We start from the raw sequence: 19,318 nt of genomic DNA on the forward strand, positions 1-19,318 counted from the left end.
CGAGGCGGTCATTCCTGCCAAGCGGAACCGGATCGATCCGCCGGCGCATAACGCTGAGAAGTACAAATGGCGCAATCTCGTCGAGCGCCTGTTCAACAAACTCAAGAACTGGCGACGGGTCGCAACCCGATACGACAAAACCAGAGAGTCCTATCTCGGCTTCGTCTCCATTGCAGCAATCAAACTTTGGCTACCCTTTGTCCACGAGGCCTAGTTTTCGGTTGTGTCTTCGTCATCGCCCATCCTTCATGAGGTCGAAGACGGATATACATCTCTGGGTTTGACCACCCGGAGAACAAGTTCACTCAAATGCCGATGATCTCGATTTTCAGCAGCAGGCAAGCCAGAACTCGCCTCTCTCGTCCGCTTACCGCTGCCCCCTGCTACGGCCGAGCTGTTCGTTCCACGCGAGCCAAGATCCGTTGTCTGGCTGACCGCGCGCCGTCCATCCTGTCGTTCGAGCCGGACACGGCGGGAACTCACTACCTGTACGGCTTGACGTCGACCCATACCCGGGGCACAGGAATGACGCCCGTCTTCGAGCATGCGATCGAGAACCAATAATGTTTACAGATACTTGAGCTTTCCCTGGCTGAGAATCCAGGTTCCCCAGCCACTCAAATTCACAGGTAAAATCAGCAGGTTAAAGCGCCCACCAATGGCGGAAACCTGCCGTTGCATGTCGCCTCCGTATTGCAGCCACTTCCCTTGATGAACAGGGGTTTCCCGGTAGTGTCGGCAGCTCCAAGCGACATGGGATGCGACACGGAAATCGATTCTGAACTGATGCGGGTTCGCCGGAGGCTCCAGCTCTTAGGAGAATGGAGCCATGACGCAGTTCAGGGCCAAAGCACAAACATGTAGACAGCATACCCCGTCAGGAGCACCATGCCGTCGACGCGCCCGATCCGTCCGCCCGACCAGGCGAAAACGACAGCAAGAACCGTGACGGCCACCATGATGGGATTGTCGAACCGGATGATTTCATCGGGAATTTCTACCGGCGAAATCAGTCCCGTAAAACCACCGATGCCGAGGATGTTGTAGATGTTGGATCCGATGACGTTACCGAATGCGACGTCGGACTGCTTCTTGATCGCCGCGGTAATGGAGGTGACCAGCTCCGGCATCGAAGTGCCGATGGCAACGATCGTCAAACCGATGACAGTTTCGGATATGCCGAAATCGCGGGCTATCGCCACCGCGCCATCGACAAGAAGGATTCCCCCGAAAACCACCAGCGCAAGACCGGCAAGCGCGAGGAGCAGGGGCAGGAGGATGGATCCGCCGCCCTTATCTTCAGCTTCTGGACGCAGAGCCGTGTCTGCCTCCTGAAGCGCCTCAGCCTTGTCGAACGCCGCTCCATGGTCTGCACCTGCGACACGCTCCTGGCGGAACGCATAAACCATGTAGGCGACCAGAAGGAGGACGAAGAAAGCGCCGACAAAGCGATCGAGAGGCCAAACAACGGCGAGAGCCGCAAACCCGACACTGACCGCGATCAGAACCCCACCGTCCCGGCGAAGTGACGAGGATTTGACGGCGATCGGTGCTAGCAGCGCCGAAACGCCGAGAATGAGCAGCAAATTGGCGATGTTCGAGCCGACGATGTTACCGATGGCGATCCCGGGCGCGCCAGACAATGACGCCTGAACCGAAGTCACCAGCTCCGGCGTCGACGTTCCGAACCCGACCAGTGTCAAGCCGATGACGAGAGGCGAGACACCAAGCCTGCTTGCCGTCTTCACCGATCCTCGGACGAGCAACTCGCCGCCGACGATCAAAAGAACCAGTCCTGCTATCAAGAAGATGAACGACTGCATCGGGCCTCAACCAGCTTTCAATCCACGGAGCGCTCGACATGTAAGCGTGAGTTAAACCCTTGCAATGCAAACCTGTTCGCGTTGAAGAGAATGCGAATGATCGATCGAACCCAGTCGCGGATTTGCAACAAAGCATCAATTCTGTTGCAGGTTGACAGTCACTGAAGGCAGCTTCACAGCTTTTCGCACGAAAAGCGGACAGTTCCCCTACCCCACTCCGAGAAACCTACCGATCGGTCGCGATGGGCCGGAACCGGACGAGCAGATCTCCAGAATTACGGATAGCTGCTACTCAGATCTCAACACGTTGTGGGTCGTTCAGCGGGTTTGTTACTGTCCCGGGAACTGTCATTCATCCGTCGCCGGCTCCTGGCCTTAGCGGGATGTTCGCCGTTCGGTTCTTCAAGGTAAGAGATATACATCCCTCGGCCCCGCATGAGCGATGAAGATTTCTAGGTCGCTTGTTCATGGGGCGTCGCAAACAATTCGGCATGTCTACGGAGAAAACCGAACCGCGCCCTGCACGATACCATGATATAAGCCGCCTACGGTAACTTACCGCGATACGGCTCGCCGTCATGCTAACCTCGACGAAAGCGGAATCGTAAACGATTCCTATCGCTTGGAACTGCAACCAGAGGGTATCGAATGACCAAAAGCGATCGTGTGCTGGGGGTGGCGATCCTCGTCGCTACCTTCGGATTCATCTGGTCGATCTACACGTTCTTCGCGCCTTCGACCGGCGTCAACGGTACACTCGGGCCCTGGCTTGCAGCTCTGGGCCACGTGGCGATCGGCATCGGCACGCTCGCGATCGCGGCAACGAGCGGTTGGCTGGCAATTGTTTTCCTCGTCCTCTTCGCCCTGGCCGCTCTTCTCACGGCCCTTGCCGGGGTCATGCTGCTGCAACCGGCGATCTGGCTCGCCGCGCTTGTCGCCGGCGCCCTCGTCATCATCGGCCAATCGATGGAAGGCACGTCATGATCCGCGCACTTACCCTCACCGCCTCCATGGCTTGCCTTGCCGCGACGCCGCTTGCCGCCCAGGACCGATGGGACACGTTCCACGGCCAGCTGTCGGCTCAGAAATACGCGCCCGCCGACGAGATCACGACCGAGAATGTCGGCGATCTCGAACGCCAATGGGAGTTTCACACCGGCGACATGTCGGACGGCTCGGGCAAGCTGCCGCCCACCGTCTGGTCGGCGACCCCAATCTACGCCAATGAGACGCTCTATTTCGGGACGCCCTTCTATCGCATTCTCGCGCTAGACCCAGAAACGGGTAAAGAGAAGTGGAGCTATGACAGCCAATCGCGGCTTGAAGCCCTCACCCAGCCGGCACTGAAGAACCGGGGGGTCGCCTACTGGGAAGCCGCCGACCCACAGGAGGGCGAGGCCTGCCAGAAACGAGTCTATCTTGGCACCATGACGGCAACGCTTCACGCGGTCGACGCCGACACGGGCAAGCCCTGTGCGGATTTCGCCAAAGACGGCATTCTCGACGTCAACCAGTGGAACACCACGAACGACCGCTGGCCGCTCTCGCTGCTCCAGCCACCGACGGTGGTGGGCGATACGCTGGTTCTCGGCTGGGCCGGCAAGGACTGGGCATTCGCCGAGGCGCCTCCCGGCACCCTCTTCGGCATCGATGCGCGAACCGGAGAGCGTAAATGGACTGTGGAGTTCATCCCCGAGGACATTCGCCAGCGCACCGGAACCGCCAATGTCTGGACCGCCATGAGCGCGGACGCGGAGCGCGGTCTCGTCTATGTGCCTGTCTCCTCGCCGAGCCCCAACTATTGGGGCGGCAATCGAACCGAACCCATTCCAATGGCAACATCGGTCACCGCGATCAATGTCGAGAGCGGCGAGGTCGCATGGTCGCGCCAGCTCATCCATCACGATATCTGGGATTACGACACGGTGTCCGCGCCGACGTTGATGGACATCGAACGTGATGGGAAAACCATCCCGGCGCTGGCCCAGCCGACGAAGCAGGGCTTTCTCTATGTGATGAACCGCGAGACCGGGGAGCCGCTTTTCGACTGGCCCGAGCGCGACGTCCCCACGTCCGATATCGAGGGCGAACAGGCCTCTTCCACACAGCCCTTCCCTGCCGCTCCACCGCCTTCGCTCGATCACGAAAACTGGCCGGGCGTGTGGTGGCTCGCCGACCTCGTCTCCTTCGGCGCCTGCTCGCGCCAGGCAGAGGACCTGCGCTACGAGGGGCTTTATACGCCGCCTTCGGAAGAAGGAACGCTCGCCTTTCCCGGCACGGCCGGCGGCATGCAGTGGGGCGGCGGCAGCTACGACCCGAAGACCGGCCTCTTCTACGTGAACGCAAGCCGCGTCGCCCAGATCTATCGTCTGATCCCGCGTGAAGAATACGACGAGATCGCCGGCGGTTCGGGTAACGAGGCCGGCTACTATCCGCAGGAAGGCGCGCCCTACGGCTTCTATCTCTCGGTGTTCGAGAACTGGGCCGGCATGCCCTGCTGGAAGCCACCTTTCGGCACGATGATTGCCTACGACATCGCCAAGGGCGAAAAGGCCTGGGAAGTGCCGTTTGGTCGCATTCAGCGCTACGGCTTCTACATGCCGGAGAGTTGGGGAACGCCGACGATCGGTGGTCCGGTCTCTACCGGCGGCGGGCTGATCTTCATCGGCGCCTCGATCGACTCCCGCGTGCGTGCTCTGGACGCTTCGAACGGCAAGGAGTTGTGGAACGACCCGGTGATGGCACCGTCCGTGTCCAACCCGGCCGTATTCGAACACAACGGAAGACAATGGGTCGTGTTCGTCGCTGGCGGCAACTCGATCCTGAAGCCGCAAGTGGGCGATCAGATCGTCGCCTATTCATTGCCGGACACGAGGTAGGACGAGCGGTCGATCGAGGTTCAAAGCCTCACATCGAGACGAAGCTGCAAGAAAGCCGAAACGCTTTGACAGGCGTTTCATAACCGGCACGGCGCTCAAGTCGGCATCCTCTGCGCCAGATCGTGCGCCGTGCATGGACCGATAGCGGACCGCCGTCTCTTTTGTGGAAGCATCGAGACCGACATATTGCTTTATTGCTGTCCGCCATTCGATGACGGGAGCCGGTGCCGATGCTGGCCCGTTTCTTCATCCCGTCGGAGAACTACAAACAGCCTTTTGAACAGCAGCGCGTTGGGCCTGCGGGCTCTCGGCAGGCAAACTGGCTGGTCGAATTGATCGCTGGCTATCTGAATTAATGTTTGTGAGACTTAGCGCTTTTTCTGTTTCGCGCGTTCCCCTTTTTGATTCAAATATTTGAACTCAAAGAGAAATTCGATGTCCAAAAAATTAGATAAAGTTGCGGATGTGTCTCGTTTCGATCGAGGCGGACATGTCGGTCATGGCGGAGAGATCCACCAGACTGCCGGTGGCGACGTGCCGGTAATGACGACGCAGGGCGGGACGCCCGTGTCGGATGACCAGAACTCGTTGAAAGCCGGCGCGCGGGGTCCGACGCTGATCGAGGATCAGCATTTCCGCGAGAAGATCTTCCACTTCGACCATGAACGCATTCCCGAGCGTGTCGTCCATGCCCGCGGCTATGGGGCCCATGGGGTCTTCGAAACCTACGAGTCGCTCGCCGACATCACCAAAGCCGACATCTTCCAGCGGGCCGGTGAAAAAACCGAGATGTTCGTCCGTTTTTCAACGGTTGCCGGCAACAAAGGTTCAGCGGATCTCGCGCGCGACGTGCGAGGCTTCGCCACACGGTTTTATACCAAGGAAGGCAACTGGGACATCGTCGGCAACAACATCCCGGTCTTCTTCATCCAGGATGCCATCAAGTTTCCCGATCTGATCCACGCGGCAAAACCGGAACCGGACCGGGGCTTCCCCCAGGCGCAGACGGCGCACGATAATTTCTGGGATTTCATCTCGCTGACGCCGGAAGCCATGAACATGGCGCTCTGGATCATGTCCGACCGGACGATCCCGCGCTCCTTCCGCTTCATGGAAGGCTTCGGCGTCCACACCTTCCGCATGATCAATGCCGAGGGCAAGTCGACATTCGTCAAATTCCATTGGAAACCCAAGCAGGGTCTCCAATCCGTCGTCTGGAACGAGGCGCTGAAATTGAACGGTGCCGATCCCGACTTTCATCGCCGGGATCTGTGGGATGCGATCCAGTCGGGCGATTTCCCGGAATGGGAGCTCGGTCTTCAACTCTTTGACGAGGAGTTCGCCGAACAGTTCGATTTCGATGTCCTCGATGCGACCAAGATCATTCCCGAGGAGGAGGTTCCAATCCGTATCGTCGGCAAGATGACGCTTGACCGCTGCGTGGAGAATTTCTTTCAGGAGACCGAACAGGTCGCGTTCCAGACCGGCAATGTCGTTCCCGGCATCGACTTCTCGAACGATCCCCTGCTTCAGGGACGCAATTTTTCCTATCTCGACACCCAGCTGAAACGGCTGGGCGGCCCGAATTTCACACATATTCCGGTCAACGCACCGCGTTGTCCCGTTCGTCACTTCCAGCAGGACGGGCATATGTCGATGCGGAATCCGAAAGGCCGCGCGAATTACGAACCGAATTCCTGGGGCGGCGAAGCAGGCGGTCCTCGCGAGGCGCCGGAGACGGGGTTTTCGAGTTATCCTGAAGAGATATCCGGCCGGAAGGCCAGGGTTCGCTCGGAAACATTCGCGGATCACTATAGTCAGGCCCGGCAGTTCTATCTGTCTCAGACAGAGACCGAACAGGTTCACATCGGCAATGCCTTCACCTTCGAGCTATCGAAGGTCGAGACGCCGGCGATCCGCTCGCGCATCGTGTCCCACCTTCGCAATGTCGATGAAGGCCTGGCCCAGACGGTCGCAAAGAGCCTGCGCCTGAAGGAGATGCCGGACCCGGCCAAGGCCGCGAGACCGACGAAGACAGACCTGAAGGCCTCGCCCAAGCTTTCGATCCTGTCGAACGGCCCGAAGAGCTTCAAGGGCCGCAAGATCGGCATTCTCGTCACCGACGGGGTCGACGGGAAACTCCTTGAGGGACTCATGAGCGCCGCCAAGGCGGAAGGAGCGATGGTCGAGATCGTCGCGCCGATGGTCGGCGGCGTGGAGGCGAGCGACGGCAGTTGGATCGAAGGCCAACAGAAGATCGACGGTGGACCGTCCATGCTCTACGACGCCGTCGCAATTCTGGTATCGAAGGACGGAGCCACCCTTCTGTCAAAGGAAGCGACGGCCAGAGATTTCGTGACGGATGCGTTCGCACACTGCAAGTTCATCGCCTATTCGCCAGAGGCGATGGCGCTCATCGACAAGGCCGGTGTCAAGGATGATCTCGATGACGGTTGCCTCTGCCTGAAGGCTCCCGGCGATGCCGAGCCCTTTGTGACCATGTGCCGGGAGCTGCGTTACTGGCCGCGCGAGAAGAAAGTCGATGCTGTCTAATTCGGCATCGGACCCTTTCGTTATGAGAAGCGAGGTCGCGGCGACCAGGGACCTGCAACCCGTGGTCGCCGTGCCTGCCAAGGACGAGGAAGAGCGGATTCCCCGTCTGATCCGGGCACTGTCCTCCCAGACCTGGCTGGCGGCAGAGGACCGCTCGCTGGACATCGTCATCGTCCTCAACAACACCGCCGACCGATCGCGAAATGCCATCGAAGATGCAGCCCTTGGAACGCGTCTTCGGGTCCATCTGGTCGATCTGAAGCTGCCAGCGGCTTTCGCGCATGTCGGAACAGCGCGGCGGTTCGCCCTGGACCTCGCGCGGACCCTATGCAGGACTTCGATGTCCTCGGTTCTCCTGACGACCGACGCCGACGCCGTGCCATCCGCACGCTGGATCGATGCCAACCTCCTGGCGATCAGTGCCGGGGCCGATATCGTGGGCGGGCGGATTGTCGGAGATCGGCGCGAGGAAGCCCTGCTCGGGCAGGCTTTCCTCGCACGTGCCGCCTCTCATCTCATATACGCGGACCTTTGCGACCGGGTGATGAGCCTCCTTGATCCGGTGGAGCACGACCCATGGCCGCGTCACCGGGACCACACCGGCGCCAGCCTCGCCGTTCGCGCCGATGTCTTCGATGCGGTGGGAGGCCTGCCGGCGCTGCCCTACCGCGAGGATCTCGCATTCGTCTCCCGGGTGCGCGATGCCGGATACAGACTTCGCCATTCACCGTCGGTCCGGGTCGAAGTCTCTGCCCGGACGAAGGGACGGGCGCCGGGCGGCATGGCCGATACGATCGCGGCATGGGTCGCAGACGCGCAAACCGGCCGCCCCTGTCTCGTCGAAGACCCGGAGTCGGTCGTGGAAAGAGCCCTTCGCCGAAGCATGTTGCGACAGATGAACCAAGCGAGCGCAAGCCTCGCCGTACAATGTGCGGCGCGCTGCGGTCTGGAGCTCGATGATTTCTGTGATGCGGCCGGAGATTTTCTCGCACCCGAAATTCTGGTGCAGCGCTTTGCGCCGGATGAACCGGATGCGCGCGCCACGGTCGATATCGAGACTGCAATCACAGAATTGCGGGCGATCATCGCCGATCAGGAAAGAACCGTCGATGCGGCATAGATCTCTCGTCGAGAGCGAAGCGCTGGCGCTGTCCGACGGCCTGTCGGCTCTTTCGCCTGCCTATGAGCAGGAAGCGGCTTTCCCTCATTCCAGCTTTTCGCTGCTGTCGAAATCCCCGCTCGGTTCCCATCCGCCGCTCGATCCGGCAGACGTGTTGACCCTCTTGCGGCTTCTGGCAGCGGTCGGACGCGGCGACCTGAGTGTCGGACGTATCTACGAAGGCCATGTCAACGCTCTCTTGTTGATCAGAAGCTTCGGCACCGAACGTCAGCACACCTTGATCGGCAACTCCGCGAACCTCGGACACTGGTTCGGCGTCTGGAACACAGACGCACCCGATCGGCCGCTGTGCGAAACCGGCGGCACGCTGCATGGGGCGAAGAACTTCGCATCTGGCGTCGACGGTCTGAACCAAGCCATCGTGACCGCGCCGTGCGATGGCGGCCGTCAGATGTTTCTGGTGCCGCTGGCCGATCTGCCTGTCGACCGGAATTGGTGGGACCCGATGGGTATGCGCGGATCGGGCAGTCACGTCGTCGACTTCACAGGCTTCGAGATCACGGCGGATCACCGGCTCGGGCGGCCCGGCGATTATATTCGAGAGCCCTGGTTCAGCGGCGGTGCGATCCGGTTCGCCGCCGTCCAGACAGGCGGCCTGCACGCCGTTTTCGATATCGCCCTTGATCATCTGAAGCGCACGGGGCGCGCCGGTGATCCCTATCAGGCGCATCGGCTGGCGCAGATGGGTATCGCCGTGGAGAGCGCCTATGGCTGGCTCGCCAAGGCAGCCCGTGCCTGGTCGGCGGCAGCTTCGGATCCGGACGATATCTCGGCAGGGCGCCGCCTCGTCGCCGTGTCGCAAGCCACCCGCTCGGCGATCGAAGCTTTCGCGCTCGCGGTCCTCGAAGACGCCGAACGCGCGGTCGGTGCGGCAGGGTTCAACAGGCCACATCCCCTGGAGCGACGCATTCGCGATTTGCGGACCTATCTGCGCCAACCCAATCCGGACGGCGCCTTGCGATCATTGGGCAATGCCATTGCGGCAGACGATTGGGCACCCGGCCGATGGAGCAGATCATGACGAAAATTGAGGATCCACGGTCACTCCAGGCGCGCCGCATCCTGATCGTTGCGCCACATCCGGACGATGAGTCCCTCGGATGCGGGGGCCTGGCCTCGATCCTTGCCGCAGACGGGCGTCAGTTCCACACGCTTTTCGTCACCGATGGGGGCGCCTCGCACGGCAACTCCGACAGTTGGCCGCGATCGCGCCTCGCAGCCCAGCGCGAGGTCGAAGCATACCGTGCCCTTGAGATGCTCGGCCTTGGCCAGATGCCTCGCGCATTCCTTCGCCTGCTGGACGCAAACATGCCGGCCCCCGATACGGCGGAATGGCATGGCGCGCGCGAAGGCATCTCCCAGATCCTCGAGGCGTTCGACCCCGAACTCGTTCTGCTACCCTGGCGGCGCGATCCGCATTGCGATCATCGCGCTTCCTGGCGCCTTGTGACGGAGGCGATGTCAGGAACCGCATGCGGCGCGTTACGGCTGGAATATGCGATCTGGTTGGACGAACTCGGCATGTCGGACGACCGTCCACGGCCGGGCGAGATGAGACGACGCGAATTCGACGTGTCGACCAGAACGCAGATCAAGCGTCTCGCCGTCGCCGAACACCAGAGCCAGACCACCTCGCTGATCACGGACGATCCGACGGGGTTCCGGCTGGAAGCGGCCACAATTGCCCGACTGACGGGACCAACGGAGATCTACTGGCAGGATGAAACGGCCCATCGGCGTTGACGGCTTCGAGGCGCTGTTTTCAGGCGACCCGGACCCCTGGAATTACAGAACATCACGGTTCGAGCACCAAAAGCGCGGCGTTCTGATGCATGCGGTCGGCCAGCGAATGTTCGGACGGGGTCTGGAGCTTGGCTGCGCCAATGGCGAGACGACGTCATGCCTTGCGCGAAAATGCCTGCGTTTGACGGCGCTCGACGGCTCTAAAACAGCACTCGACCAGGCGCGGAAAAGGCATGGAAGTGCTTTGAACGTTCGCTTTGCCCAGGCAGTTCTGCCCGGCGACATGCCACAGGGCCCATTCGACCTGATCGTGACATCGGAGGTGCTTTACTATCTTGAGGAAAACGACCTGAGGCCTCTTCTGGCCCGTCTGACCGGAGCCGTTGCACCCGGCGGACGGCTCGTCTTCCTCCACCATCATCGCGACTTCGACGATGTGTCCACGAAGCCGTTCCTCCTGACCACCCGGCTTCATGATGTGATGGGCGACAGCCATCGTCTCGTCTTCCGCCATCGGAGCTCGCGCTTCCAAGCACTGGCTTTCGACAGGATCCGAAAGGCCTGACAGTAGTCGGTGACGAGCACGGAACCGACGACCCGAGGCGCCAGCAGGAACAGCAAGGCGAGATCGGTGATCATGGCGACGAACAGAGTTGCCGACCTTTTCACGATCGGCGGACTTGGTTCTTCCTTCCGCTCTGAAGAGGTCGGCGTGAACAAGGATAGGTGCCAGCATTGCCTCCTGCGGGACACGATCGAGCACGCTAGAGCACCGGGCGATAAGTCTGATGCTCTAGCGCTGAGGATCAGTCCATGGTCCTTCATGCGGCGTTTCGTGACCTCCTCCAAATCTTGCTTCTCGTTTCTCAAGAAAGGAGGCGGCTTTCCCACTCGAGGCACTTCGACAGAGGATCGCTCCCGCCCGCTCAGTTCATCCTTCCCATAACCCTCTCTTCCATCCCGTTTCAGACGCCGCTGACGAACGCACCCTCGTGACAAAACAGCCGGTCTCGCAGTAAGTCTCGCGGCCATGACAGCGATATCGATCACCGCGGAACACGGGTGCCCCGAGCGCCTCGGCGCAACACCAACCGATGGGGGCGTCCATTTCGCCGCCGTCTCAGAAAATGCCGACGCAATCGAACTTTGCCTGTTCGACGAGACCGGCACGACGGAGGTCGCGCGGCTTGCCCTTCCCGGCGCGGACGGCGTCATCCGCTATGGCTTCGTCCCCGGCCTCAAGCCCGGCGCGCGTTATGGGTTTCGCGCCCATGGCCCTTACGCGCCGCAGGAAGGCCACCGTTTCGATCCCTCAAAGCTGCTCGCCGACCCCTACGCGGTTCTTATCGATCGGCCGTTTCTGTTCCATCCGGCCCTCAAAGCGCCGCCAGCCCATCGCTTCGACACCGCATCGCTGATGCCCAAGGCGGTCGTCACCGATCTGACGCGCGACGCAAACCCCCTGCCCTTCCGCGCGCCGGGCTTCACCTATGAAGTCCTGATCCGCGCTTTTTCGCAGCTTCACCCGGATATTCCCGAAACGTTTCGCGGCACGGTCTCGGCACTCACGCAAAAGCCGCTCCTCGACCATATGGAGCGGCTCGGCGTCGAGACGGTGGAACTCATGCCGCTGGCCGCCGCGATCGACGAGGAACACCTCGTCCGACTCGGCCTTTCGAACGCATGGGGCTACAATCCGGTCACCCATATGGCGCCCGATCCGCGCATCGTGCCGGGCGGCCTGCCGGAGCTTCGCCGCGTCGTCGACACCCTGCACGAGCGCGGCATCCGCGTTCTTCTGGATGTCGTCCTCAACCATTCGGGCGAGGGCGACGAGGACGGGCCGACGCTCTCTTATCGCGGGCTCGACAACAAGCTCTATTACGCCCACGAAGCGGACGACCCCGGCAAGCTCGTCAATTATACCGGCTGCGGCAACATGTTCGCCGTCTGGCGCGATCCGGTGGCAAGGCTCTGCGTCGACACCCTCCGCACCTTCGTCGAGGCGAGCGGCGTCGACGGGTTCCGCTACGATCTTGCCCCCGTTCTCGGGCGCACGCCCGTGGGCTTCGACGCGAAGGCACCCTTCCTGAAGATGGTCGCCGCCGATCCGGTGCTGAAGGACCGCATCCATGTGGCCGAAAGCTGGGATATCGGACCGGGCGGCTATCAGGTGGGCTCGTTCCCCCCGCGCTGGTTCGAATGGCAGGACAAGTTCCGCGATGGTGTCCGCCGGTTCTGGCGGGGCGATAGCGGCCGCGTCGCCGATCTTGCGACGCGCCTTGCCGGATCGGCGGATATCTTCAATCGTGCCGGACGCAGTCCTTCGGCAAGCGTCAACTTCATCGCCGCCCATGACGGCTTCGCCCTGTGCGACCTGACGGCCTATGCGAACAAGCACAATCAGGCGAACGGCGAGCAGAACCGCGACGGGAACGGCCAAAATTACTCGTGGAACAACGGCACCGAGGGCGCGAGCGACAATCCGGCGATCATCGATGCCCGCAAGCGCGATCTGCGCGCCTTTCTTGCGACGCTCTTCGTCTCGCGCGGCACGCCCATGATCGTCGCCGGCGACGAATTCGGCCGCACGCAAGGGGGTAACAACAACGCCTATTGCCAGGAAAACGAGACGATCTGGCTCGACTGGCAAAACGCCGATGAAGAGCTGATCGCACTGACGGCGCATCTTGCGAAATTGCGGCGCGAACATCCGGCGCTCGCGGCCGATGCCTTCCTCACAGGCAAGACTGTCGGCGGCGAGATGGAAGACGTCATCTGGCTGCGCGAGGACGGCCAACGCATGTATGACGGCGACTGGAGCGATCCCACCCGCCGTTTCCTCGGTATGAGCGTCTATAAGCGTAAAGACCCGGAAAGTGACGCAAGCGAGCGGGCCATCGTCTATCTCAATGCCTCGACACAGGACATCGAAACTGCGCTTCCCTCCCCGCGACCGGGCCATGTCCTGATGCTCGTCCTGCAATCGGACTGGCCCGATCTCGAGCCCCGCCCCTTGAAAGCCAGCGACGGTCTCGTCGTGAAGGCAAGGTCGGTCTTCATCCTGTTCGAGGTCGTCAAAGAGGTCTGATACTGTATCCGGCTGTTTAAGCCGGGTACAGTAACGAAGCCCGCGCGGCGGTTGAGCGTTCTTCAAATCCGCTATCACGAAGTGATCAAGCGGATTTCGTGTGACGCACGCCCTCTTTTTGAAGGCCCCCAGTTCGGGAAGCACACGCCTCGCCTCGGAACCCGAAGCGGGGTCTCTTCCCTTTTCCTTCATATGTCGCGCAGCTGAAATCGAGACGAACGAGATGGAATTCATCGAGGAGATGCTACCCGGCTGGCTCTTTGTCGAACGGGCCGGCCAGATGGTTCTCGCCGCACTTTTCGCGGGGGCGGTTGGGTACGAGCGCGAGCGACGTGATCAGGAAGCGGGCCTGCGCACCCATATGATGGTCGGCATCGGCGCCTGCCTCTTCACCATCTTGATGATTTCCCTCGTCGACCGGTTCAACGAGGTCGGCGATGGCGTGCGCTCGGATCCCATCCGGATCGTGGGGGCGATCACCTCCGGCATCGCCTTTCTCGCCGCCGGCGCGATCATTCAGGCGCGCGGCGAGGTCAAGGGGCTCACGACGGGCGCCTCGCTTTGGGTCGTCGGCGCGCTCGGCCTTGCCTGCGGGCTGAGCGAATACGGACTTGCGCTGATCGCAGTCGTCCTCACCCTCGTGATCCTTCGCCTTGTGAAGAAGATGGAATGACGGCTGGCTCCGGCTCGGCGTCCACCGGTGCCGTGACTTCGTCTTCGCTTTCAATGGAGGCGATCTGCTCGCCGTCCAGCCGAAAATCCTCGGGCCGGCGCGGGCCGATGAATTCGGGACCATCGGGGAATGGGCGGACATAGCGGGAGGTGATCAGCTCGTCTTCCGTCAACACGTAGAGGTCAGCCGGTGGCGTCTCCATTGCCTTGATCCAGATCGCCGGATCGATGCCCATATCGGAAAGAAGCTGCTGGGCGCGGGCGATGGTCTGCTGGATGTCCGAGATCGAGCGGTCCAGATCGCGCGCGCTCGGCATGCCGGGAATCTCGGCGGCATAGACCTGATGGAGGCCGACCCAGGAGGATTCTCCCGCAAGCCGCGTCGAACCGCCGGACAAGACGAGCGGACAGGCCGAGGCGCAATAGCCGTCGGCGGGCACTTCGGTCGCGATGTCGCCCGCCCGGATATCGCGGGCCATCTGAAGCGCATCCTCCACCGAACCGCCGGGCGAATGGAGAAAGAGGCGGCGCACGGTGCCCCCGGCGCGCGTTCTTTCGCCCAGGAATTCGCGGAAATCGCTCGCGGTTCCGATCTCGATCCGTCCGACGGCGGAGACGATCCCATCGCCCGCATCGAAGAACGTCATCGGTCGGGTCATGGCTTCGGAATCCACCGGCCCGTCATAGCCGGGCAGTTCGGGCTTGCCCCGATCGGGACCGACCGGAATGGTATTCGGCAGATAGGGGCGCACCTGATCGCCCGGCTCGGGCCGTTTGACCGGCAGCGGCTCGGTGCGCTCGACACGGGCGGTGTCGAATTCGGCTTCGGAAAAATCCCGCCAGTCGAGATAGACGATTGCGCCGCTGACGATGAGCAGCGTCACGAAGATCGCCCGAAGGATCGCGCCCTCGGGGATCTTTTGAATGAGCCGGTCCACGCGGCCGGGACTGGGTTCCTCGCCGATCATCGCGCCCTGTCTTTATTCGTCGACACGCCGCTTCAGCGAGACACGGTCTTAGGAAAGGGTGTCGGACCGGTCGGATCGTTGTGCTGAACGATGTCGCGCCCCTCTTCGCCAGCCTTTTGCTCCGGCATCTCGGCGCGCGGTTCGCCGGGTCGTTCCGGTTCTCGTGGCCGCTCGGCGCCGCGCGTTTCGGCTTGCCAGTCGTCCTCGGCGAAGCGGATGCGCTTCTGGATGCGGATGGCACGCATCAGATCGGCGGCCGACATGTCGCCGGTCTCCATCTCCTCGCCGTCCTCACGCCGGATCACGTCCTGCACGATGCACAGGATGAAGATGAGGACAGCCGGAAGGAGGTCGATGGAGATCGCCCCTGCCCAGGACGGCAGGAAGTCGACGGCATAGCGGATCACCGCTTCCGGGGCGGAGAGCGGCGTGAAGCGGAACGGTTCGACATCGGGGCGCGTCAGAATTTCCTCCGCAGCGGCCACAAGCTGGCCGCTCTGGGCGCGCACCGCATCCTCCACACGGCCGACCACCTGGCTCTGGCGGGCGCGCAGGCTCTCATCGCCGCCATCTGCGACGGGTGCGATGAAAGACCGGCCAAGATCTTCGGCAGCGCGCTTCACCGCCGGCGCGACCGAGTTCTGCTGCAATCCCGTAATGATGCCGGAAAGCTGGACCGCCTCCTCGGCAAAGGCATTCGCCCGCTCGGCAACAGGCCCCTGGCTCGACACCAGCTGGCGCATGGCCGAAAGCCGCGCCCCGCCTTCGTCGAAGATCGTCGCAACCTGCGCGCGGCTTGCCTGGATTTCGCTCTGGAGGCCGGCAAGCTGGTTCGACATCTGCCTTAAAAGCTGGACGACCGTACCCGAACCGGACGTTCCGGTCAGCGAGCCCGAGCGCGCCTCCTGGCTGGCGAGGCTATCGAAACGCTGGGCCGCGAGCTGGATATCCGGGAGCAGTGACTGGGCGGCGAGCGCGTTTTCATGCGCCTCGTTCAGCTTCTGCTGATATTCCTCGGTGGTCACAGACAAATGCTGCTCCAGCGCCGCGGACCCCGCCAGCGCCGAGGCATTCAGCCAGGACGACATGGCGATGATCATGAGGGAGCCGATCGCCATCGCCAGATAGAGCATGCGCCGGCTGCCGGGCTGGCGCACATGCGGCATGAACCGCATCAGATAGGACCAGAAGGCGTAGATCGCGACGGAGACGGCGGAGGAATAGACGATCGCGCCGAGGAAGACTGCCGTCGCGCTGCCGTCAAGCAATTCGCGCACGCCGAGGTAAGTGTAGACGCCGGAGGCGAGGGCCAGAACGGCCAGCGTGATCTTGGTGGTGCTGTCGAGGCGCGTCTGCTGCCCGCGAAGTGTATAGGACTGCGATACGCTCATACGCTTGCTTCAATCCTCGTGCCGATCACCGCCCGGCGATCGCTGAAGCGTTTCCGGCATCTGCGCCCTGCGCTCCAGTCCTTTGTTTTCGAATGGGTTTTCCGGAAACCGGCCCCATGCCGCGCTCCGATGCGGACCGCTGACTTGTCGATCGTCGACGACGAGCCGAACCAACGACCGGGTTAAGCAAAGATTAAGACTTTCACATGGAGCAAGACAATGCGCGGGGCGCAAACTGGCGAAAGTTTTACCCGAGAGGGTTACCGCCTGAGGCGCTGCGCCGCAGTCTGGTCAGACAAGGCGCGAGGTGATATGCTGCCCGAACCATGATCGGGCTTGCGGATTGATGGCGGCAGGGACGAGGTCTCAGCGCCAAAACCACTGCCGGGATCGTCTCTGACGTCCCAAGGGATTGGTTATGCATCGGGATTTCGGAAAACCGGCACCCATTTTTGGTACGATGCTTTCAATGGCGATCGGTGCATTCCAACCGAGATCTCCATTTTCATAGATAATCTCTATGGCACGATTGAGCTATGCGCTGCACGCATAGCTGCCTCCCTGAAATAGATCTGGCGCTGCAGTGCAGCAAAGTCTATTTTGTCATCAGTCGGGACGAAAAGATTACCTCCTCCCAATCTGATTGAACCGACTGTTTCCTCCCAAGGGTTCTTTTCGAACCCAACTTATTTAGGCCGGGTTTTCGAACCCGGCTTTTTTTCTGCCGTTTGCGACCGGCATCGCCGTGAAACAGTCCGTAACCAGCGAGCGAGGCTTTACAGTCTTCAGGCTCTCCAGTCACGTGAAATTTTTATGTTGCCCGGTTCTCCACAGACCTCAGCGGAATGAAAATTTCCCCTACTGATCGCCGCTCCGGTCGACAATCCCTAGGGGGCAGCCACGTGGTGCCGTCGGGGCGTTGAGGATCAGGTCGCCAAGATCGCTATCCGGGGTAATCCGGCCTTTCAGATTGATCATGAGCTCGTTGATGACGGCGCGGCCGTCATCGTCGTTGCAATCGACGAGAACCCGCTCGCCTGCACCCCGCCCGAACGCTGTGTCGAACGCCGTGCGGATGTCCCGATTGGTGAGTTCGCGGCCGCGATTGGCGCGGAAAAGCTTGCCGACGGGCGAAGCGTTGAGCTTTTCGACGAGAGCGAGGGAATCGACGAAATACTCCTCCGCATCGGCACCGTAACAGGTGCCGTGCTTGATCCATTCATGCCGGTGAAGATCAGCCGCGACGCCGGGCATGGCCTCCGCGAGCCGCCGCTCCGTCGCCGTGGTGATGTCTGGCTCTGGAAGTTCGCGCCATCGTCCGCCCTGATCGGCGGCGACATCGCGGCGCGAGACATCGCAATATTCGGTGCCGCGCGGCTGCGGCCAGAGGCCGTGCAGCTTGAACCCATCCTCCATGCCGCCCGATCGGCAATCCCGGCTGCGCGGGCGTATCTCGCAGAAGGCGGCATGCCAGTTGGCCGCAAGCACATAACTGCCGGCGGGCGAGCGCTGATCGGATGATGCGGCAGGTCCCGAAGCCGATCCGCCCAGCGCATCGGCGAGCGCGCTTGCCCCGCGCGGATCGGAGCCGGCCTGTGCTTTTTGCGATGGTTTCGAGGATATCGCAGCCGCAGCTTCACGTCCGGTCCCGCCACAATCCATCGCGACCCAGCGCTCCCGCGGCTTCGCTTGTGGCACGCGGATACGATAGTGGGTGGGATCACTCCCGTTGACGCCGATCATTTCGTAAGCTGTACCGGGCACGATCGAGACATCGCCGGGATTGGTGCCTTTGCGGAACGATTGATAGGCCGGGCAGCTCTCGGAGGCGACGAACATGGCGCTCGTCTCCCCTTGCGCCGACGCACTTGCCCCGAACAATGCGAGGCCGACGGCAAGGATCGAGGACAGGGCGCGCTGATAAATCGTCGGCACGGGAGAACTCCGGTGGGCACGGGCAGGGTCGCCGGCATTATTTCGCGCCGCGCTCCGAGAGTCACCCCGTCTCGCCGGGTCAATATCTTGCGCTGCCGCGTGAAATCCTGCCGGTGCCTTCGCGGGATTTTTCATTCTCGTCATTCAGCGCGAAGTCCCCCGCCGTCGCACGAAGGTCGAGGCCATGGATCGGGTCGGCAGGATCGTTCAGGCCCTCGTCCGCGAACTGCTCACGAAGGAAGGTCATGCCCTCATAGCCGTCGCCACACATCGTCAGCCCGTGTCATCGCGATAGACGGCCAACGCCCAACGCAAAACGCTCTCCACTTCCGCAAAGCCTGCCCCATTGGCAAGGACGCTGCGGAAGGAGAGAGCGCATTTCGTCTCGTCTCCGGTCATTTTGTGTCGCCAGCGCCCGGGACGCCGTGCGGCACCTCAAAATGCAGGTGGCCCGATCCGGCCCGAGCTACATGCGGCCCTGCCGGGGGTCTCACCGTAGACGAGACCGGCCATCAGCATTCAACGCAGGTGCGGATATTTCCGCAGCATATCCGCCTGGAGACGGCGTGCCTCGCGCACGCTATCGACAATGCCCAAAAATGCAGAACGAATCCGATTCGTCCTGCTGCGTTCGTTCTTGTCGGTCATGGTAACTACCTCTCCTGCGATGATCCACGACATGCGGATATCGTCTGGTCCGTTTCGATCGGCGACCCCGATCATGACCAGAAGGTAGTTTTGGAGCGGACATCCAGCAATATGCTGCAGCGCAACACAGCTATGCGCGGGCTGATGCACTTGCGTTCCGGCTTTTCATCGTTCCGTTCATCGAATAGCAAGGTTTGTGCGGCTCCCGATTATCCTCCACGATCAGCGTGCGCATCGGGCCTCCCTTCCCTGGCGCTTCATGACGGGCAGACTTTTCCTCCCATGTCAGTTTGGTGTCAGCGAGCCGTCAGGCCGTTGTCAGCTGCGGGGGTTAGCCATGTCAATGGGAGTGAGGATTTTCCGTCAGGACGTTGGCAGGGCATCGATGCCCGCGGTGTCGCACCTTTTTTAAGGTGAAGCGTGGCTTTTTCGGCC

16 protein-coding genes and 1 pseudogene are annotated in these 19,318 nt (G+C 61.7%); 11 read left to right on the forward strand and 6 right to left on the reverse strand.

The genetic code is table 11. The features are described 5' to 3' along the window. Positions 1-214, forward strand: a pseudogene (locus ABDX79_RS19345) (IS5 family transposase); the annotation flags it as partial. Positions 215-839: 625 nt separating this feature from the next. Here the strand turns inward: ABDX79_RS19345 and ABDX79_RS19350 are convergent. Next, positions 840-1,823, reverse strand: coding sequence for a calcium/sodium antiporter (locus ABDX79_RS19350; RefSeq protein ID WP_346221937.1), 984 nt, complete (start codon positions 1,821-1,823; stop codon positions 840-842). Positions 1,824-2,471: 648 nt separating this feature from the next. Here ABDX79_RS19350 and ABDX79_RS19355 point away from each other — a divergent pair. The 10 genes from ABDX79_RS19355 to ABDX79_RS19400 all read left to right on the forward strand — a co-directional run bounded on the left by ABDX79_RS19355 (position 2,472) and on the right by ABDX79_RS19400 (position 13,942). Then, positions 2,472-2,807 carry a hypothetical protein gene (locus tag ABDX79_RS19355; RefSeq protein ID WP_346221938.1) on the forward strand — a complete coding sequence of 112 codons (336 nt, stop codon included), beginning with the start codon at positions 2,472-2,474 and terminating at the stop codon, positions 2,805-2,807. After that, a complete protein-coding gene (locus tag ABDX79_RS19360) occupies positions 2,804-4,702 on the forward strand; it encodes a pyrroloquinoline quinone-dependent dehydrogenase (protein ID WP_346221939.1) in 1,899 nt (632 codons plus the stop codon). The genes ABDX79_RS19355 and ABDX79_RS19360 overlap by 4 nt, the downstream gene beginning before the upstream one ends. 230 nt (positions 4,703-4,932) lie before the next feature. After that, a complete protein-coding gene (locus tag ABDX79_RS19365; protein ID WP_346221940.1) occupies positions 4,933-5,058 on the forward strand; it encodes a hypothetical protein in 126 nt (41 codons plus the stop codon). A 79-nt stretch (positions 5,059-5,137) separates the two neighbouring features. Continuing rightward, positions 5,138-7,255, forward strand: a complete 2,118-nt coding sequence (locus ABDX79_RS19370; RefSeq protein ID WP_346221941.1) for a catalase — start codon at positions 5,138-5,140, stop codon at positions 7,253-7,255. Continuing rightward, on the forward strand, positions 7,245-8,375 hold the full coding sequence (locus ABDX79_RS19375) for a glycosyltransferase family 2 protein (protein WP_346221942.1): 1,131 nt from the start codon (positions 7,245-7,247) through the stop codon (positions 8,373-8,375). The genes ABDX79_RS19370 and ABDX79_RS19375 overlap by 11 nt, the downstream gene beginning before the upstream one ends. After that, on the forward strand, positions 8,365-9,456 hold the full coding sequence (locus ABDX79_RS19380; protein WP_346221943.1) for an acyl-CoA dehydrogenase family protein: 1,092 nt from the start codon (positions 8,365-8,367) through the stop codon (positions 9,454-9,456). Before ABDX79_RS19375 ends, ABDX79_RS19380 begins: the two co-directional genes overlap by 11 nt. Next, entirely contained in the window at positions 9,453-10,178 is a 726-nt protein-coding gene (locus ABDX79_RS19385) for a PIG-L deacetylase family protein (protein ID WP_346221944.1), read from the forward strand. Before ABDX79_RS19380 ends, ABDX79_RS19385 begins: the two co-directional genes overlap by 4 nt. Next, the gene (locus ABDX79_RS19390; protein ID WP_346221945.1) at positions 10,156-10,743 is read left to right on the forward strand and encodes a class I SAM-dependent methyltransferase; all 588 of its coding nucleotides are present in this window, start codon (positions 10,156-10,158) and stop codon (positions 10,741-10,743) included. The genes ABDX79_RS19385 and ABDX79_RS19390 overlap by 23 nt, the downstream gene beginning before the upstream one ends. Positions 10,744-11,208: 465 nt before the next feature. After that, positions 11,209-13,269 (forward strand): glycogen debranching protein GlgX, encoded by a 2,061-nt coding sequence (glgX, locus tag ABDX79_RS19395; protein WP_346221946.1) that lies wholly within the window; start codon positions 11,209-11,211, stop codon positions 13,267-13,269. A gap of 223 nt (positions 13,270-13,492) precedes the next feature. Then, positions 13,493-13,942 carry an MgtC/SapB family protein gene (locus tag ABDX79_RS19400; RefSeq protein ID WP_346221947.1) on the forward strand — a complete coding sequence of 150 codons (450 nt, stop codon included), beginning with the start codon at positions 13,493-13,495 and terminating at the stop codon, positions 13,940-13,942. Here the strand turns inward: ABDX79_RS19400 and ABDX79_RS19405 are convergent. The 5 genes from ABDX79_RS19405 to ABDX79_RS19425 all read right to left on the reverse strand — a co-directional run bounded on the left by ABDX79_RS19405 (position 13,902) and on the right by ABDX79_RS19425 (position 18,883). After that, the gene (locus ABDX79_RS19405) at positions 13,902-14,909 is read right to left on the reverse strand and encodes a COG3904 family protein (protein WP_346221948.1); all 1,008 of its coding nucleotides are present in this window, start codon (positions 14,907-14,909) and stop codon (positions 13,902-13,904) included. The two genes, ABDX79_RS19400 and ABDX79_RS19405, sit on opposite strands and share 41 nt — an antisense overlap. 32 nt (positions 14,910-14,941) lie before the next feature. Beyond that, complete coding sequence (locus ABDX79_RS19410; RefSeq protein ID WP_346221949.1) at positions 14,942-16,300, reverse strand: hypothetical protein; 1,359 nt, start codon at positions 16,298-16,300, stop codon at positions 14,942-14,944. Between the two features lie 858 nt (positions 16,301-17,158). Then, positions 17,159-18,235 carry a ribonuclease T2 family protein gene (locus ABDX79_RS19415; protein ID WP_346221950.1) on the reverse strand — a complete coding sequence of 359 codons (1,077 nt, stop codon included), beginning with the start codon at positions 18,233-18,235 and terminating at the stop codon, positions 17,159-17,161. Positions 18,236-18,314: 79 nt separating this feature from the next. Then, a complete protein-coding gene (locus ABDX79_RS19420; RefSeq protein WP_346221951.1) occupies positions 18,315-18,482 on the reverse strand; it encodes a hypothetical protein in 168 nt (55 codons plus the stop codon). 272 nt (positions 18,483-18,754) lie between these two features. Further along, positions 18,755-18,883, reverse strand: a complete 129-nt coding sequence (locus ABDX79_RS19425) for a hypothetical protein (RefSeq protein ID WP_346221952.1) — start codon at positions 18,881-18,883, stop codon at positions 18,755-18,757. Positions 18,884-19,318: the final 435 nt, after the last annotated feature.

The sequence above is a fragment of the Fulvimarina fulva genome (genome assembly GCF_039652615.1).
Lineage (GTDB): Bacteria > Pseudomonadota > Alphaproteobacteria > Rhizobiales > Rhizobiaceae > Fulvimarina.

Coding starts and splice junctions, on each gene's coding strand:
- ABDX79_RS19350 (WP_346221937.1), bottom strand. CDS start 1,823: ATGCAGTCGTTCATCTTCTTGATAGCAGGACTGGTTCTTTTGATCGTC.
- ABDX79_RS19360 (WP_346221939.1), top strand. CDS start 2,804: ATGATCCGCGCACTTACCCTCACCGCCTCCATGGCTTGCCTTGCCGCG.
- ABDX79_RS19375 (WP_346221942.1), top strand. CDS start 7,245: ATGCTGTCTAATTCGGCATCGGACCCTTTCGTTATGAGAAGCGAGGTC.
- ABDX79_RS19385 (WP_346221944.1), top strand. CDS start 9,453: ATGACGAAAATTGAGGATCCACGGTCACTCCAGGCGCGCCGCATCCTG.
- ABDX79_RS19410 (WP_346221949.1), bottom strand. CDS start 16,300: ATGAGCGTATCGCAGTCCTATACACTTCGCGGGCAGCAGACGCGCCTC.
- ABDX79_RS19370 (WP_346221941.1), top strand. CDS start 5,138: ATGTCCAAAAAATTAGATAAAGTTGCGGATGTGTCTCGTTTCGATCGA.
- ABDX79_RS19405 (WP_346221948.1), bottom strand. CDS start 14,909: ATGATCGGCGAGGAACCCAGTCCCGGCCGCGTGGACCGGCTCATTCAA.
- ABDX79_RS19355 (WP_346221938.1), top strand. CDS start 2,472: ATGACCAAAAGCGATCGTGTGCTGGGGGTGGCGATCCTCGTCGCTACC.
- ABDX79_RS19365 (WP_346221940.1), top strand. CDS start 4,933: ATGCTGGCCCGTTTCTTCATCCCGTCGGAGAACTACAAACAGCCTTTT.
- ABDX79_RS19425 (WP_346221952.1), bottom strand. CDS start 18,883: ATGACCGACAAGAACGAACGCAGCAGGACGAATCGGATTCGTTCTGCA.
- ABDX79_RS19380 (WP_346221943.1), top strand. CDS start 8,365: ATGCGGCATAGATCTCTCGTCGAGAGCGAAGCGCTGGCGCTGTCCGAC.
- glgX (WP_346221946.1), top strand. CDS start 11,209: ATGACAGCGATATCGATCACCGCGGAACACGGGTGCCCCGAGCGCCTC.
- ABDX79_RS19420 (WP_346221951.1), bottom strand. CDS start 18,482: ATGACCTTCCTTCGTGAGCAGTTCGCGGACGAGGGCCTGAACGATCCT.
- ABDX79_RS19390 (WP_346221945.1), top strand. CDS start 10,156: ATGAAACGGCCCATCGGCGTTGACGGCTTCGAGGCGCTGTTTTCAGGC.
- ABDX79_RS19400 (WP_346221947.1), top strand. CDS start 13,493: ATGGAATTCATCGAGGAGATGCTACCCGGCTGGCTCTTTGTCGAACGG.